This window comes from Marinifilum caeruleilacunae (genome assembly GCF_013141825.1).
GTDB lineage: Bacteria > Bacteroidota > Bacteroidia > Bacteroidales > Marinifilaceae > Marinifilum > Marinifilum caeruleilacunae.
Genome location: NZ_RZNH01000025.1, coordinates 12,778 through 30,189, shown reverse-complemented (window position 1 = coordinate 30,189; position 17,412 = coordinate 12,778). Strand labels below are relative to the sequence as shown.

14 protein-coding genes are annotated in these 17,412 nt (G+C 40.4%); 3 read left to right on the top strand and 11 right to left on the bottom strand.

Annotated elements, in window-relative coordinates:
• Window positions 1–40: 40 nt before the first annotated feature.
• The 9 genes from ELS83_RS14235 to ELS83_RS14195 form a co-directional block, all read right to left on the bottom strand.
• Window positions 41–2,380, bottom strand: coding sequence for an NAD(P)H-dependent oxidoreductase subunit E (locus ELS83_RS14235; protein ID WP_216616565.1), 2,340 nt, complete (start codon window positions 2,378–2,380; stop codon window positions 41–43).
• Window positions 2,381–2,382: 2 nt separating this feature from the next.
• Window positions 2,383–4,287 carry a PQQ-binding-like beta-propeller repeat protein gene (locus ELS83_RS14230; protein WP_171596228.1) on the bottom strand — a complete coding sequence of 635 codons (1,905 nt, stop codon included), beginning with the start codon at window positions 4,285–4,287 and terminating at the stop codon, window positions 2,383–2,385.
• A 162-nt stretch (window positions 4,288–4,449) separates the two neighbouring features.
• Complete coding sequence (locus ELS83_RS14225) at window positions 4,450–5,712, bottom strand: 4Fe-4S binding protein (protein ID WP_171596227.1); 1,263 nt, start codon at window positions 5,710–5,712, stop codon at window positions 4,450–4,452.
• A gap of 3 nt (window positions 5,713–5,715) precedes the next feature.
• Window positions 5,716–6,276 carry a 4Fe-4S dicluster domain-containing protein gene (locus ELS83_RS14220; protein WP_171596226.1) on the bottom strand — a complete coding sequence of 187 codons (561 nt, stop codon included), beginning with the start codon at window positions 6,274–6,276 and terminating at the stop codon, window positions 5,716–5,718.
• 23 nt (window positions 6,277–6,299) lie between these two features.
• Window positions 6,300–6,512, bottom strand: coding sequence for a hypothetical protein (locus ELS83_RS14215; RefSeq protein ID WP_171596225.1), 213 nt, complete (start codon window positions 6,510–6,512; stop codon window positions 6,300–6,302).
• 1 nt (window position 6,513) lies between these two features.
• Entirely contained in the window at window positions 6,514–7,476 is a 963-nt protein-coding gene (locus ELS83_RS14210) for an NHL repeat-containing protein (RefSeq protein ID WP_171596224.1), read from the bottom strand.
• A gap of 40 nt (window positions 7,477–7,516) precedes the next feature.
• Window positions 7,517–8,941 carry an outer membrane protein assembly factor BamB family protein gene (locus ELS83_RS14205; RefSeq protein WP_171596223.1) on the bottom strand — a complete coding sequence of 475 codons (1,425 nt, stop codon included), beginning with the start codon at window positions 8,939–8,941 and terminating at the stop codon, window positions 7,517–7,519.
• Window positions 8,942–9,006: 65 nt separating this feature from the next.
• Complete coding sequence (locus ELS83_RS14200) at window positions 9,007–10,254, bottom strand: outer membrane protein assembly factor BamB (protein ID WP_171596222.1); 1,248 nt, start codon at window positions 10,252–10,254, stop codon at window positions 9,007–9,009.
• A 17-nt stretch (window positions 10,255–10,271) separates the two neighbouring features.
• The gene (locus ELS83_RS14195; protein WP_171596221.1) at window positions 10,272–11,477 is read right to left on the bottom strand and encodes an outer membrane protein assembly factor BamB family protein; all 1,206 of its coding nucleotides are present in this window, start codon (window positions 11,475–11,477) and stop codon (window positions 10,272–10,274) included.
• Between the two features lie 433 nt (window positions 11,478–11,910).
• Here ELS83_RS14195 and ELS83_RS14190 point away from each other — a divergent pair, with 433 nt between their 5' ends.
• The 3 genes from ELS83_RS14190 (at window position 11,911) to ELS83_RS14180 (ending at window position 15,568) form a co-directional block, all read left to right on the top strand.
• A complete protein-coding gene (locus ELS83_RS14190; protein ID WP_171596220.1) occupies window positions 11,911–12,624 on the top strand; it encodes a hypothetical protein in 714 nt (237 codons plus the stop codon).
• A 210-nt stretch (window positions 12,625–12,834) separates the two neighbouring features.
• Window positions 12,835–15,030, top strand: a complete 2,196-nt coding sequence (locus ELS83_RS14185; protein WP_171596219.1) for an alpha-L-rhamnosidase-related protein — start codon at window positions 12,835–12,837, stop codon at window positions 15,028–15,030.
• A gap of 16 nt (window positions 15,031–15,046) precedes the next feature.
• Window positions 15,047–15,568 (top strand): GNAT family N-acetyltransferase, encoded by a 522-nt coding sequence (locus tag ELS83_RS14180; RefSeq protein ID WP_171596218.1) that lies wholly within the window; start codon window positions 15,047–15,049, stop codon window positions 15,566–15,568.
• Window positions 15,569–15,757: 189 nt separating this feature from the next.
• Here the strand turns inward: ELS83_RS14180 and ELS83_RS14175 are convergent, their stop codons facing one another.
• Together ELS83_RS14175 and ELS83_RS14170 are read right to left on the bottom strand one after the other, a co-directional pair.
• The gene (locus tag ELS83_RS14175; protein ID WP_171596217.1) at window positions 15,758–17,170 is read right to left on the bottom strand and encodes an NHL repeat-containing protein; all 1,413 of its coding nucleotides are present in this window, start codon (window positions 17,168–17,170) and stop codon (window positions 15,758–15,760) included.
• A gap of 27 nt (window positions 17,171–17,197) precedes the next feature.
• The gene (locus tag ELS83_RS14170) at window positions 17,198–17,410 is read right to left on the bottom strand and encodes a hypothetical protein (RefSeq protein ID WP_171596216.1); all 213 of its coding nucleotides are present in this window, start codon (window positions 17,408–17,410) and stop codon (window positions 17,198–17,200) included.
• Between the last annotated feature and the right edge of the window lie 2 nt (window positions 17,411–17,412).

Here is a 17,412-nt window from a genome sequence, read left to right as displayed (position 1 = left end):
GAGCTGTCTGTTCTTAAAACCGATCAGCTCTCGTCAAATTCTATTTTATTTCTACTGCATCAACCGGACAAATCTGTTTACAGATATCGCATTTAATGCACAATTCATTGTCAACCGTGTGCAATTCGTATGGTTTCGCCTGAATGGCATCCACCGGACAACGTTGAGCACATTTGGTACATCCGGTACAGTCGTCGTTAATTTCGTAGCGAATTAGGCTTTCACATTTGCCGGCAGGACATTCGCCTTTGATGTGCGCCTCATATTCGTGACGGAAATATTTTAAGGTTGACAGCACTGGATTTGGCGCCGTTTTTCCCAATCCACAAATACTTCCCTTTTGCGTATTGATGGCCAACTGTTCCAGTAGATCCAGGTCGCTCAATTTTCCCTTTCCGGATTTGATTTTATCAAGGATCTCAAGCATTCTTCTTGTACCAATTCTACAGAATGTACATCGTCCGCAGGACTCTTCCTGGGTAAAGGACAAGAAATAGTGGGCAATATCCACCATACAATCCGATTCATCGAGAACAATCAAACCTCCCGATCCCATCATGGCTCCTACCTCTTTAAGAGAGTCGAAATCAATGGCTGTATCAGACATGTTTGCAGGGATACATCCACCTGATGGACCTCCAATCTGCACGGCTTTAAACTTTTTGCCTTCGGCAATTCCACCACCAATTTCCTCTACAATTTGTTTAATGGTAATTCCCATTGGTACCTCAATCAAACCACCTCGCTTGATTTTTCCTGCCAAGGCAAATACCTTGGTTCCCTTGCTGTTATCCGTTCCAATCTCCTTGAAACTTTCGGCACCTTTACGAATGATAAATGGCACCAAAGAAAGGGTTTCTGTATTGTTGATTAAGGTTGGTTTCTCCCATAATCCTTTCTCGGCAGGATAAGGTGGGCGCAATTCGGGAATTCCACGTTTCCCCTCAATTGAGGCGATTAATGCAGTTTCTTCACCACACACAAAAGCTCCAGCACCTTCGAACACCTGTAAATCGAAAGAAAAGTCGCTTCCCAGGATATTATCTCCAATAAAACCTTCTTTCTTCAGGATTTCCAAACCTTCCTTAATTCGGGTTACCGCCAGTGGATACTCTGCACGAATGTACAAGCGACCTTCGCTGGCACCAACTGCATATGCTGCAATCATGATTCCTTCGATTACACGGAATGGATAAGATTCCAGCAACATACGATCCATGAAAGCTCCCGGATCGCCCTCATCACCATTACAGATGATGTATTTTTTATCGGCCTTGGCATTTTTCACCAAATTCCACTTGATGAAAGATGGAAAACCTGCTCCTCCTCGGCCTTTTAGTCCGCTTTCTTCTATCTGAGAAATGATTTGATCAGGCGAAAGCTCTTTCAAACATTTTATAAATGCCTCGAAACCATTCTTCGATTTGTATTCTTCAAAATCAGAAGGTTTGATCTCTCCCCTGTATTCGGTAGCAATATTAACCTGTCCTTTCAAAAATTCGGCAATTGGCGTATCTTCTTCGTTGGCATTATACCTGTTCGAACTAATCGGAATATCAGAAAAAGTAAGATTTTCGGCGTAGTTGTAGAACCTGTTTTTAAAGCGACTCATCCAACTTTCGGAGCGAAAGTGCTTTTTTATAATTTCGCTTACCTCATTCGCATTGATTTTGGTATAAAAAGCAGCTTCTTCCCCCTCTTTGTGAATCTCTAACATTGGCACCTGATTACAAACACCAACGCAGCCTACCTGCTTCACATCCACTTTAATCTGGTTATCGGCAAGTGTTCTTTCCAGTTCTTCCTTTACCCCCGAACTTCCACTCGCAATACAGCAAGATCCTAATCCGATGCGGATTTCTCCTTGCGAGATCCCATCTTCTGTTACTTCACGAACCTGCTTCTCCTCTCTTGGGGCAAGATTTTTAAAATCTTCAATAATTTCGGCAACCTTACCTGTTTCTACATGACCATAGGTTACATCATCGATCTGAACAACCGGGGCAATGGTACAACAACCCAGGCAGGCAACTTCTTCTACAGTAAATAGCTTCTCGGCATCTGTATCGCCCTCGCTAATGTTTAATTCGCGCTTAAAGCTATCGTAAACCTGTTTTGCTCCCTTTACGTGACAAGCCGTTCCAACGCACACTTTCACAATATGCTTCCCTACAGGCTGATGACGAAACTGGGAGTAAAAGGTAGAGATTCCCGTAATCTGAGATTCGGTAATTTCAGTGGTTTCACAAACTCTTTTCAGGGCTTCCTCGGGCAGGTAATTAAACTTCCCCTGAATGGCCTGAAGAATTGGTATTACCTTATCAGAATCCTTTCCTTTTTCAGCAATTATCTTATCAACAATATTTTGAATCTCCATCATAACTATTTCCCTATGCAATAAAGGTGTTTCTCTCCTCGGATATATACTTTGCCATCAGCAAATGCTGGTGTCATATCTGATTTCTCTCCCAATGCAGGAGCTGCAATTTCCTGGTATTCCTTATCGGCTTTAAAAATATGCATTACCCCATCTCTGTCAAGCAGATACACATTCCCATCAACCAATATTGGCGATGCATAAAATCCACTGTCGAATTCCTGTTCCCAACGGATTTCTCCCGATTTGGCATCGTAACAAACCACTGCACCATAACTGGTTACAATAAACAAGTTGTCGCCAGAAAGAATCGGACTAGGAACATCCGAAAGGTAATCGTATGCTTCCCATAATACCTCCGGACTTTCGCCTGGTTTAATGGCTACTAGGCTTGCATATTCATTCAAAGCATATACAATTCCATCGCCAACTGCAACCGAAGGACCAACCTCACCAGTAATACAATCCAGTTTCCATAGCTCTTGCCCTGTGTTTACATCATAAGATGCCACACAAGGATCAGCAGCCAAAATCACCTCTGTTCTGCCACCAATTTCAGCAATTACAGGTGATGCCCACGAAACGCGAACTTTTCTTTTTGTGCTCCACAACTCAGCTCCATCGGCAGTTGAAAGAGCCATTACTTTTGCTGCCTTTTTGTGATCGAACTGTACAATCAATTTTTCTTTGTAGATCAGCAAAGACGAAGAGTGTCCGTAATGGTTATCAGGTACGCCCAGGTTTTTTGCCCATTTCTGTTTTCCATTAAAATCCAAGGCAATGATATCGCCATTGGCGAAAATGGCAAATACCGATTTTCCATCGGTTGTTACCGTCGAAGCTGCATGACCTGTATCTGGTGTTACTTCAGGCGATTTGGCAGGAGATCCGGCAATGCCTTCCGCTTTTGCTGTCCACAGCAATTTTCCGTTGTTGCGATCGTAGCAATATACTTCTCTTTGACTGGCATTGGCACCAGATAAAAACAATTTATCTCCCCAAATTACAGGCGAGTTGTAGGCATGAATCGGCACCTGAACTTTCCAAAGTACATTCTTGCCACTTGCTCCATCCCAATCGGTTGGGATATTTTTCTGGTAAGATACTCCCTGTCCACCAGCACCACGGAATGCAGGAAAGTTTGCCATCATCTCCTTTGTAGGATAGCTGGCACTGCTTGCAGGTTTTGTGACAGGAGCTTCTATTTTCTTCTCAGCTGGCTCCGCTTTCTTTTCCTCCACAACAGTTTCGGCAGGCTTTTCTTCCTCTTTCTGTACTTCTTCGCTTGCTTGTTCTTCTTTAGTTTCTTCCTCTTTGGCAGGTTCTTCCTTCACAACTTCTTCTTTGATTGGTTCTACCACCTCAACATCGCTGGTCTCTTCAGGTGTTGTTTGAGCCACCAAAGCAGCCTGGGTAAACTGATTTCCCAATTCCTTGTGGGTTAAAAAGGCTATCAGTAAGGTAATTGCCACCAATCCAAAACCACCAACACCAATCCATTTGCGTGCCTTCTCTTTGAACAAGACAATGTTCTCCTCTTCTTCTTCGCTAATTTGAGGCAACTTTTGCTTACCTGCATAGAACATTTGTAAAGCGATAGCAGTTACAATTACACCCAATAACAGAAGATATCCTCCTGCTTTTACCTGCCACTGATTGGTAAAATAGGCCTTTCTTACCAAAAGATCCATTTCACGAATCTGCTCGCGCAATTGGTTATCATTTGGATTTTCTTCTAATCTTTGAACCAATGAATTAATCAATTCCGTATTTACCGGATCAATTCGATTAATTTGTATGTAATTCACCAGCACCAACATGCAGATGATAAAGGAGAAAGTACCCGCTATTATGGCAATGTTTCTCCACAGCGAAAGATTGGTTTTTCTTATTTTGAATTTGTTCTTCATAATTTTACCACAAAGGATACTCGAAGTACTTCACAAAGGCACTCAAAGGCGCCCAATTTAATATCCGAGTTATATTATTAATTCTTATAAAATCACACGTTTTATTCCGTTCTTTAAATGCTTTTCATTAAAATTTACAAGCAGTCCAAGCTTACTTTGTGGTTAAGCCTTTTCCACCGGGCAATATTTCAAGCATCGGGCACAACTCACACATTCGCCTTTGTCGGCTTCATAGTCTTCACGATAGCGGTATCTTGTTAATCCTGCCAGCGATAATCCAAACACCAAACCAATAAATCCGCCCAAGATCCACGATCCGTAATAGAATTGCTTCAAAATATCGGCTGATTCCAGGTACAACTCCTCTTTGGTTTTTCCAGAAGTTCTGAACCCTTCAATCTCCAGGCTTTCTTTCATGGTATCAGCATCGAAATGCAATAGTTCATTTGCCAGTCTAACCTTAGAGTTTACCATGGCCAGGTTCTCATGGAAGTTTGAAACCACCCAACCTCCAATAATCATAAGGGCCGGAATAATCATTGCCAGAAGAATAAAACGTTGGGTTGCCGATCGTTTATCTTCCATTTGCTTCACCTCTACCGGCTTATTGATGGCATCAATCGGACATGAATTCTCACAAAGTTTACACTGAATACAGCTCGCTGGAGTAATGCTTAGGTGATTTTTGGACACACGGCTTACCAGGTTCAAAATCACACCATAAGGACAAAGAAAACGACAGTATGGACGCGCAATAAACACACTGATTAGCAAAAATGCCGCTCCAATGGCAAACATGAAAAAGGTAGCATTAAACCTGAATATCCCTACAAAAGGGTCGTATCTGCAAATGATAAAATCGGTTCCGGTTGCAGCATAAAGAACTGCCAAACCAAGGTAAATCCAAGGAATTAAACCAAGAACCTTCTGAAGCCACTTTTTCAAGCTTACTGGTCTTAAAAGGAAAACATCCTGCACAGCTCCCAAAGGACAAACACCTGCGCAAAAGGTTCTTCCGAAAAAGAGTGTGTATACCAAAGGAATTACAAAAAATGCCAATGCCGAAAGTGGGATATGATATCCAGGATTGAACAGGGCCAAGACCACATTCTGAACCGATCCCACAGAACAAACACAGCCTTCTCTTAGGAATCCGAAATATACAAGGGAGAACAGAGAAGTGATTACCACTCCTGTTCTGGAACGTTTTTTATGAATAAACCAGGTAATCAGGCTTAAAGCCGCAATTAAAAGCAATACATCTACCAAGGCAAATATTCCTGCTCGCGGCGCCGGCATTGAAGTAACCGGTTGGGTATAACCTGACTCAAACTCCGGTCTTGGAAATCGTTGCGTTTGCGCAAAGGTGGCAAAATCAACTATGGATAATAGTAAAAGAGAGAGTATCGAAAGGACTTTCTTCATTTCTTAAATCTTTTTATTGGTTTTGAAGCCGGCAAACTGGTAGGCTTCTTCAAGAGGAACTCGTTTAAATGCATCGGCAGGACAATCGCGTGCAATGGCACATTCGTTGCAATTCACACACAAATCGTGACTCACCTGTAATTGCAGGGAACCATTTCCGAAAGCTCCACAACCTTTCACACACTTTCCACAGCCAATACACAAATCGTCGATAATTTCGTATTTGAAATACGGATCTTCGACATAGGTTCGTTTGATTGCTCCTGTTGGGCAAAGCATATTTTCTGCACCTGTAGATAGATTTTTTACGTTCGGACGAAAATATCCACCACACAAATCGCAATAGCCGCACATGTCGTATACGTGGATGCATTTTACCGCCGATGGTGTTACCACACAACTGGTTGCACAACGCCCACATTGTGTGCATTTTGTTGGATCGAGCTGCCAAAAATAATCTCCTTTGGCACTTTTGCTTGCCAAGACTCCTGCAACACCTACAATACTGGCTCCGGCTGCAAAACGAAAACAGGTATTGATAAATTCTCTTCTGTCTTTTTTCATATTGACTAGTTTTTGCTGACTAGTTATTGATTATTAGAAGCTTTTTGATCTCTTTTGTACTTTAAACCTTCTGGTTTTTGGCAACTTTTTAGGCTTTTACAATCCTGACAAGGAGTTGTAAACTCGCAAGTTTCCTCTGTGGTGTAATTGCGATAAACAAAAACGCCACTAATTGCTGTTAATCCTGCAATGATTAGCCCTCTCATACCACTTCTCAAAAAATCTCTTCTTTCCATTCTATTTTGCTTCAAAAATTCTGATTAATCCTTTTACAGGATCCAAGACCAATATCCTGTCATTTGAATCCACTGCCAGGTCGATTCCAATGGTGCCCTCCTCAAACAATTCGGGAGCGGCAACTACTGATTTGAAATCCCCGGAAGGGAGGTGTATTTTAATTCTTTCCAATCCTTTTTCTGCTGTTACAAAAGAACCATCGGAAAGCATTGCTATATTCGATGGATTACAACAACCGCTAAAACCTTCCACACTCATCGAGGTTCTTTCCCAATTCGATATTTGCTGGCCTTCGAAATTATAGGCCTCAAAAGCATGTCTGCCCGGGTTTACGGCCCATAATTCTCCCTGGCGACCAATCAACAGGTCGAAAAATGGACTCGGAATTACGAATCCTTTGATTCCTTCCTCCTGGTTTTCTCCTCCAATTTCTTTGATTTTGTTTCCATCCATATCGAAATGATGAATGATTTTCTGGCCAGCATCGGCAATAAAAATGTTTTCATCCTGAACTGCAATGGAAGTGATATAGGTTCTCTCCCCTTTCACCACGAAGCTATTTCTCAGGCTTCCATCTGGTTTCCTGATATCGACACGTGTACTCATGCCAACCACAATATTTCCATTATCCATTACAGTTAGACAAGAGGCAGGCTGTCGCAGTTTTAAGCTGCGGATTAGAGCTCCCTCGGCATCCAGTACAATTACATTTTTATCGGTACCCACATAAATTTGATCATTCTGATCGGTAGCAATGGCATGAATTTCATCGGCATTGATTTTGATTTGCTTGCTCTCCTTATGGCTCACCAATTTGGAATCCACCTCTCTAAGAGAGTTCAAATCGTATTCATACACATTCTTATCTGTGGGATCATTGGATGTAAACAGATCCTTTGCCATGAATGCTATCAGCACCACAAGCAAGAGAACAGAAAACCATAAAATCAATTTATTTCTCATTGGTATACGATTTTAGCAAATTCATTTTTTTCAATTCCTACTACTTTCTCAGATCGATACAAAGCATGTGTTTATCATCTCTCATTAGCAAGCGGCCATCTACCACTACCAATGGTCCCCAGGCATCGTGTCCATCCATCACCTTGGTTTTGTCCAATAACTGGAAACTTTTAGATGTTGCTTTTGCAATGGCAACCGTTCCATCATCTCTTAGGATGAAAAACTTACCATCGGCAACCACATAAGGTCCCAATCCGTAACGGTTTGCCGAACCACTATCCCAAAGAATGGTCTGACAGTCGTTTGGATCGACACACACGAAACGATTTCTTATTCCACCTGCATCTTTTGGAAGAATACTAAACATGTGCCCATCGTAAAGGATTGGTGTTTGCTGTTCGGAGGCAATACCATCTTTTGGTTTGAATTTCTGCAATGTTTCAACCGTATAATTTCCTCCTGATTTTTTAACCTGCAATAGAATACCACCGGCTCCATATCCGGCAGTCATATATACTTTGCCATTTCCAAAAACAACTGGCGACGGCGCAACAACCGAAGGGGCAAAATCTTTGGTTTTCCACAGAATCTGACCCAAATCGTCACCTTCTGCCGAAACACCAACAATACCGCCAACAGCAGCATACACCCACATTTTCTTACCATCCAAAGTCATTGGCATAACCGAAGAGTGTGACATTTTCCAGCCATCAGGATTTGGCGTTTCCCAGATCACCTTGCCCGTTGCGCAATCAACCCCAATTAAAAGAGATGATCCGCCAGGCGCGATAATGGCAATATTATCAACAATTACAGGACATTGACCAGTGTACCAAAATGGAATTTCGGACATGTATTCTTTTACCAAATCGATTCCCCAAAGAAAATCTCCTGTGTTAGGATCGGTACACATGACATGACAGCGAGGTCCAATTGTAATTAGGTATTTGTCGTTGATGGCAGGAACCGTTCTCGAAATCCCATGATTTCTTTTGATACGAACGCGGTACCATCTTCTCCAGAGTTCTTCTCCGGTCTCTAAAGAGAAGCATCTTAAGGCATCGGCTTTTTTTACTTCATCGTAATCCAGTACATAGACTTTGCCATTATAGACTACAGGAGCGGCATGACCTTCTCCCAGTTCCACCTGCCAATCAATTTTAGGGCCATCGCCCCAAGAGTCGATTAGTTTGCTTTGATCGCTGGAAATATTATCTGAATTGGCTCCTCGAAACTGCACCCATTTTCCCTGCAAATCGGACTCAAAATCCTGGTAGAAATCAAATCCTTCTCCAATTTTCACTTTTCCACCATCATCGGCACTTTCCTTCGGACGATTATCCATTCCAGGAATACTTGCATGAATATCCTTTACCGGATTATAAGCCAACCAGTATACAAAAAGTAGCATTGCAACTACAATGGCCAGTAGAATTAAACCTTTTTCGCTTCTTTTCGACAGCATATTGTAATGTCTCAACAAGACACTGACAGGTTCGAAGAACACTGCCAGGTCATAAATTCTTATTTTTATTCTTTAATTGAGTAAGCCATTAGTGCGTTTTCATGACGCACATACATCACCCCATCTTGTATCACAAGATGCGACCAGTGTGGTCCTTTTCCATAAGGAACTTTGAATTCACTAATTACCTTAAACTCTTTAGGGTCTGCTTTTACCAAAGCAATGTTACCACCTTTTTCATCGTAGCAGTACAACATTCCTTCGGCCGAAATAATCGAACCTTTGTTCTGCCACTCGGTTTCGTACATTTTTTCACCGGTATTCCAATCCAGGCAACACCAGTTCCCCATTCTGTTATGAAGCCAGTTGGCGCCATAAATGTATCCATCCAGTAATACAGCTCCACCATGGTGTACATCCAAAAGAGAATCAACATAGGCCAATTCCACACCCGAAGCATCTTCGTTCAGGTTCAGCATTACCGATTTATGATCGTAACCATTGGTAATGTATATCTTACCATCCTTGTACAAGGGCGTATTGGTTTGAATATTGGCTTTCCATTTTCCCCCGGCATATGCGCCATAATCAAATTGCCAATCGATATTCCCGTTATCCGGATTTAATCCGATAACGCTCTTTTCGATTACGGTTACAATCTGATTTTTGCCATTTCTGTTGATCATCAGTGGCGATACATAGCCAGGATTATCATTCAGGCTTTTCGATTGCCAAATGGTTTCTCCCGTCATCTTATCCAGGGCAACCATGGTAGTTTGATCACCGCAAGGTGTATAATACACCATGTTTTTGTATAGAAGAATCGATTCTGAAATTCCCCATTTGCCAAAAGTTCCACCAAAGTTTTCTGTCGCTTTTACTTTCCAGATAATTTCACCCGTTAAAGCATTTACACAGGCAACATCTCCTTTACCACTCGAAAGGTAAATTCTTTCATCTTCGATGGTTGGAGTTGCACGGCTATCCACGAAAGAGCCATCCCATCCGCGACCATAAGCAACCTGCCACTTCTTGTTTCCTTTCATATCAAGGGCAAGCAAGTAGTCAAGGCTATCCACAAGTCCGGTTAAAAAAATGGTATTGTGAGCAATAGCAACCGATGAGTAACCTACCGGAATACTGTCGTTGTGCCAAAGTAACTCAGGACCTTCGGCCGGCCACTCTTTTAACAAACCTGTTTCCTGGTATACACCCGTCCTGTTTGGTCCGCGCCATTCGGTAAACACTTTTTCCTGTGCAATAGCAGGTACTACAAGAAGAAAAGCGATTATACTTACAAGAATTTTAGTCATATCAATTTAATTTTAGCTTAGATAGAATAAACCATTAAAGAACTACCGTGACGCACGTATAGTTTCTTATTGTGAATTACAAGGTGTGCCCAGTGCTGTTTTTCGCCAAATGGGACTCTGAACGAGCTCACCTTATTAAATGAACCATTGCTAACATCTACCAATGCAACTTCGCCGCTATCGCCATAGCAATACAGCATGCCGTCAGCAAAAATTACATTTCCGCGACTTAGCATTTTCTCTGAATACACGGTTTCGCCAGTTTTCCAATCCAAACAGAACCATTCTCTGTTAACATGACCCGATCCGTAGATTTTTCCATCCAAAAGAATTACACCACCCATTTGGTTGTCCAGCTTTTCATTTCTCCAAAGTTCTTTTGCACTTGAACCATCTTCCGACAATTCCAACATTACACCACCTTTGCCATATCCGCTAAAGCAGTACAACATTCCATCCTGGTAAACAGGAGTATTTGGATGAATTGAATAACGGTTAGGATGATCGATACTCCATAGCATTTTACCATCTTTGGTATCGATACCTACTATTGAATTTTGAGTATGAGTTACCAAAAGACTTCTCTTGCCCACTTTAATTAAAGCTGGCGAACAGTATGCTGATTTCTCACCCTTGGCAACTGATTTCCAAATCAAGTCACCCGATTTCTTGTTTAGAGCTACAACACTTGCCTGGCTTCCTCCAGGAGTACAGAATAGCTTCTCTCCTTCAACCACAAGGTTTTCAGTTACTCCCCAACGAATGTTACTTCCTTCAAATTCGTCAAGAATATTCTTTTTCCACACAAGGCTTCCATTGTCGGCATTCATGGCTACCAACTCTCCAAGACCTGTAAGGATATAAAGCATTCCATCATTAATCATTGGAGTTGTTCTTACACCATCGTAAGAATCCATCCACTCTTTGCCATACACTTCTTTCCACACCTGCTTTCCATCATGATCGAAAGCAATTACAAAACCATTGTCTCCTTCTGTTCCACCTGTGTATACATATTTCTCGGTTACAGCAGCAGAAGCATGTCCATCGCCAAGATTGTCGAAATGCCAAAGCATTTTAGGACCTTCGGCAGGCCATGACTTTAGAAGGTTTGTATCAGGATATTTACCATCTCGGTTTTCTCCGCGCCATTGCGCATCTTTTTGAGCCATTCCAGCCAAACTGGAACACACAATTATTAAGGATAATAAAATACGTAGCATGCTTGAAACTTTTATTATTTGGTTAAAACTCTATAAAGATAAGTGACAGGAGCTTTTTTAAAGACAAATTCATCGCCGTACAGTCAAATATGTTTTAGGTCTAAATAAAAACGATTTGCGATGCAACATTTTTTATACCAAAACACAAAAAACACTACTACCCACCTTTGTATTTCTATCGATCTTATTTAGAATTATTCTAATAATGTTCGATTTCGTTACAACACTGTCCGTTATTGAACTTTTAAGACATTCAAGTCTTTATTTAATTTACAATAACATTTTAAACTCACCGATAACAAATAAAAAGTTTTCTCTGCTGAGGATGGATATTTAAAAGTCTTTTAACAAGTTTTTAACTTTCTTAAACAAGACTTGTAAAGCAGGTAAGAATAAAACCATTATCTTGTATATAAAATCAAGATATACACCTATGAAAAAATTAGTATTATCCATCCTATTTGTAAGTGCCATACTCTTATCGGCCTGTAAAAATGAACCAAAACAAGCTTCTGTAGACGTTCCTGACGGCAGAGAAAAAATCACAGTAAGTGAAGTAATCAACGGAAGTACCTATTCCTATATTAAGGGAAAGAACGACAAGGAAGAGATATGGGTTGCCATTAGAAAACAACCAATTGAAATAGGAAAAGCCTACTACTACAAAGATGCTTTACCCATGAAAGATTTTCACAGCAAGGAGCTGAACAGAACCTTTCCTTTGATTTACTTCCTGAACTCCATATCAGGCGAATCAAAGCCCATTTCTAACCTTCATCATGAAAGTATGATGAAAAAACCATCGTCGGTAAAACTAGAGGTAGACATTAAAAAAACGGAAGGCTATACCACCATTGAGGAGCTTTACAAGAGTAAATCAGAATTGGCAAATTCCATTATTAAAGTAAAAGGGAAAGTGAGCAAATTCAATAAAAATATATTAAATAAAAACTGGGTTCACATTCAGGATGGCACCGACCATAATGGAAGTTTCGATCTTACCATTACAACAAAAGAGAGTGTAAGCATTGGGGAAATTATTGAATTTAAAGGACTTTTAACTTTAGATAAAGATTTTGGTGCTGGTTATAAATATGATGTAATTCTTGAGGAGGCAGAAATTATTAACAAAACAAAAAAACAATAATTTTTATAATAAAGTATTGACTTAACAAATTATTTTATATAATTTTAGTATAATCTCAATTACTACATACATCATTACTTTTAACCCACTAGAAAAAACGGCTTCGGTCGTTTTTTTTGTGTTATACAGGCAATTGGCTAGAAAAGCCCGTAACAAGTCTTTAATTTTTAGAACGATTTGCTATTTTTATTGCTGATTCAAATCAATAATATGCAAAAAAATCCCCTACATGTCAGACTATACCTAGCCTGTATCCTATTTACCACCATCCTGGTTTCGGCTTGCAGTTCTGACAATACCATTGTATTCAATTCTGATGAGTTTAAGATTTATCCCAACAGGATTGAGCAAGGAGAATTTAAGGCCGTTGCCGATGGCAGTAAAGAAATCACATCAAATTACCCCAATCTTGCAAGTGATGAATGGAAGCTGAAACGAAAATTGTTTCATTATCCTTCTTATGAATCCAATCATGATTTGTTAAATGCCGTTTACAACCTTTCCCTTGAGGAAATCGATCGTAAAATTATAGAAGACAGCATTTTTTTAGATGAATACATCACAACGGTTGAGCTTGGATATTCCAGCATTTTTTCTTTGGCGCTTATCCACCCTGAAGTATGCAAAAACAGCCTGATTAAACGAGTTAAAAATGATAGAATTATGCAAGATCCTGGCACAGGTGGCTCATGGCCAATTGCTTCGGATCGATTGCTTTGGGCAATAGCTGCCTGGGAGGTTTATAAGGCAACCGGTGACAACGATTGGCTGAGAAAAACCTACTTTATCATCAAAAACAGCATAGAGGATGATGTAAATGTGATTTGGGATTACCACATGCACCTGTTTAAGGGCGAAGCCTCTTTTTTAAACTGGAGAGAACAGTCCTACCCTGCATGGATGACACCAACAGATATCTACGAAAGTTATTCTCTTTCGAACCAGGTGATCCATTTTGAGGCATTGCAAGCCTTAATCAACATGGGCAAATTGCTCTCGAAAGATGTTCAAAAATACGAGCACATTTCGGAAGCCTTGAAAAAGAGTATCAATACAAAATTCCGTTTGGATCGAAACAAACATTTCGCCCAGTTTCTATACAAAAACAGTAATTTACTTTCCGAGCATTCAGATGGACTTGGAGAATCGATAGCTAACATTTGGAATGTGAGCAACGCTTCGGCAAATCAAGTGCCAGTAAGCAAGTTTGGAGTAGCTTGTTTTCATCCTCAAATCCCAAACATCCCAAGCTACCACAACAATAGTATTTGGCCATTTGTTCAGGCGAGTTGGAATTGGGCTGCAGCCGAAAATGGCAATACCAGGGCGGTTCTGCATGGTTTGGCATACTCCTTACGATCGAGTGGATTGTTTTTAACAAACAAGAAGAATTTCTTGATGGAGAATGGCGATTTTCAGGGAACAGAATTTAATAAGGATTCCGACCTTTTAAGTGCTTCAGCCTCCTTATCGAACTATCTGCATGTGCTGATGGGGATTCGATTAACAAGCGAGCAAATGGAGTTTAGGCCAGTAATTCCGCGAGAATTGAAGGGCAAGCAAATTCTAAGCAATTTAAAATATCACAATGCAATTCTTCATGTAGAAGTATTAGGATTTGGAAATAAAATCAGCTCCTTTACCTTCGATGGAACGCCATACCGACGAGCGGTAGTTCCTAAAAACATAGAAGGGCATCATAAAATTGTGATTAAAATGAACAACCAGGTTCCCGCAGGAGAAGAATTAAATCTGGTAGATCATTACCACTCACCTGCAACTCCTGTACTATCGTACCGAAATAACGAATTGCAATGGAATAGCATTGAGAATGCAGTGTATTACAAAGTGTATCAGAATGGCGAACTGCTATTGGAAACCAAGGACAGCTACATGACCGATGTTAAAATAGAAGAGCCTGTTGAATATTGTGTACAAGCACTTGACAGCAATAAAGTTCATTCTTTTCTTTCGAAACCAGTGGTTTTGTATGAGAGCAAATACGAAAAGCATTTGGAAGCTGAAGCTTTTCAAACCAATCGGAAGTCGCCTTATATCGTTTTAAAGAAAACAGATGAAGAACCCTATTATTTCCAGGTAAAAGCGCCTAGAAAAGGAACTTATCAAATCAGTTTTTTGTATGCTAATGGCAACGGAGATTTCGACAATGGAGACATGTGTGTAAGCAGGAGCTTATGGCAAAATAACGGTTACCTGGGCTCCATTGTGTTTCCGCAACGAGGCAAAGGAAACTGGAACGAATATGGCTATAGCAATAGCTTCCAGGCAGATCTGAAGAAAGGCTATAATTTCTTTAAGATCAGTTTTGAGGAATTCAACAACAACATGAATGGCCAGGGAAATGCGGTTCGAATAGATAAAATCAGGCTGCTTCGATTGAAATAAATCAAAATCAAAAGTCATGAAAATCATTATAGAAACGGAGAGGTTGCAATTGAGGGAGTTTGTTCCCGATGATGCTCAGAGCATGTTTGATCTGAATGCCGACCCGGAAGTAATCAGATATACTGGAGATCCACCCTTTGAATCGGTAAATCAGGCCAGAACATTTCTTGAGAATTATGCCGACTATGAGAAGAATGGTTATGGTCGCTGGGCCATGATTGCCAAAGAGAATCAGGAATTTATTGGATGGTGTGGATTAAAATTGATTGAAGAAGGCCTGATAGATCTTGGCTTTCGCGTATTCAGGACCCACTGGAACAAAGGCTATGCGAGCGAAGCAGCAAAGGCATGTATCGATTATGGTTTCAACAAACTGGGTTTCGATGAGATTATTGGCAGAGTGGTTGCTGAGAATACCGCCTCGGTAAAGGTTCTGGAAAAAATGGGCATGCAGTACTGGAAAAACGACATTTGCCATGGCTTCGAGAATGCAAGGTACTATCGTATCAGTAAAGAAAGCAATCAAAACCTGGCATAAAAAATCCCTGCAAAAGAAATTTACAGGGATTTTATCGACTAGTTAGTATAGTGGTTAGCTTGAACTCACACTTATTTCTTAAGCAATTCGTACAATTTCTTGTCGATATACAAAGCAAGTTATTTTTAACAGTCTATCAGGTTAATGTTAAGCCAATTTAGGTTAAACTAAGTTAAAGCTCTTGCTGATTTATTCACTCAAATTCCTGAATATCCTTACATCGTGCGTTCCGGTATCTACCACATACATTCTGCCATCGCTGTGAAAACCTATACCCTGTGGCATTTCCAATTTTCCCATCCCAATCTTCGAAAGAATATTTCCTTCCTCATCGGTTTTGAGTACATAGTTTCTACAGGAAATATACAAGTGTCCCTTGTGAGCAGTGATGTAATAAACAGGTGTTTCAAAATCCCATTTTTCGATAAACTCACCATCTAAGGTAAAGAGGCGAACAAAATTTCCATCGCCAACATATACTACATCATTAAAAACTTCCAATCCCCAGGGAAAATCAAATTGGGTATCACCAGTGCCTTCACCACCCCACATTCGAATGAAATTTTTATCCTTATCGAATTTCTGCACCCGATCGTTATCACTATCGGTTACATAAATATTTCCAGCTTTGTCTACATCAATTTCCCTGAAATACCTGAAAGAATTGTTCCAATAGTCAATTCTGTTTCCATTTAAATCGTATTCTACCATTCTGCTCACATCCGATTCTCCAATCAGCATATTTCCATTAATGAACCACTCCATTCCTCTTGGAACCGACATGTGGGCAAATACCTTGATGAAATCGCCATTCGCTTTGAATTTCTGAATTCTGTTGGCACTGGTTTCCGAAACATAGAAATTGTCCTGAGCATCGAATAAAATGCCATAAGGCCAACTAAACTGGCCAGTGTCGTAGCCTCTTTCCCCAATGGTTTCAAGATATTCATACTGCTCATAAATGTAGCTGCTATCGATACCCGAAAATTTGGTTTTTCCCAATTTCATATTCACCGCTCTAAGCTTATAGTAGTATTTAGTCAAAACATCTACCTTTCTGTCGTAGTGGTGATTAGACTTGGTTTCGATCAACTTTTGGAAGTTTAAGGTATCGTCAACTGAACGATGCACCTCGTATGAATCTGCTCCTTTTACTTCGGGCCACTCCATATAAATGTGATCCAAATTATCTCCGTCGACCACATCGAATCCCTGTACCGAAAGAAACTGATCGAGATAACCACTACAGATATCACTATAATCGCTATGCAACTTCTTCGAGTTGTAAACCCGAACTTTGTAATAGTAATTGGAATGTGTTTGTTCAACATCATGATCCACAAAATACTTGTGCCCAGTCTTTCCAATTAACTCATATTCTTTCGTTTCATCATTCATTCGATAGACTTCGAAAATCTTTGCGATTGGATCAGCATCCCAGGCCACTACAATCATATCTACAAAATCTCCTTGCGTGGCTCTTACATCTATCGGGCGATCGATGGTATGTTCGTATATGGTTTCTCCATCGCTACAGGATGAAAGAATGAAAGCAAATACACCCGCCAGCAGCAAGTATCCCCCTATTATTTTTCTTTTCATGCTTTAAAATGCTTCTTTACAATTTTATTACTCTCCCAAAAACCAGGAAATATGAGTGCAATTGGCACATACAAAACAAATAGCCGAACGATTGGCCCAATCAAAATTAAAAAATGAAGCAACTGCGGTATTTAGCTGTGCTTCCCGTTGGTAAAACAATGTCTCACTACAAACCGGACAATGCAATTGATGTCCTTTCACACTCACTTGTTGTGCTTCTGCTTTTTTAAATAACCCCATAT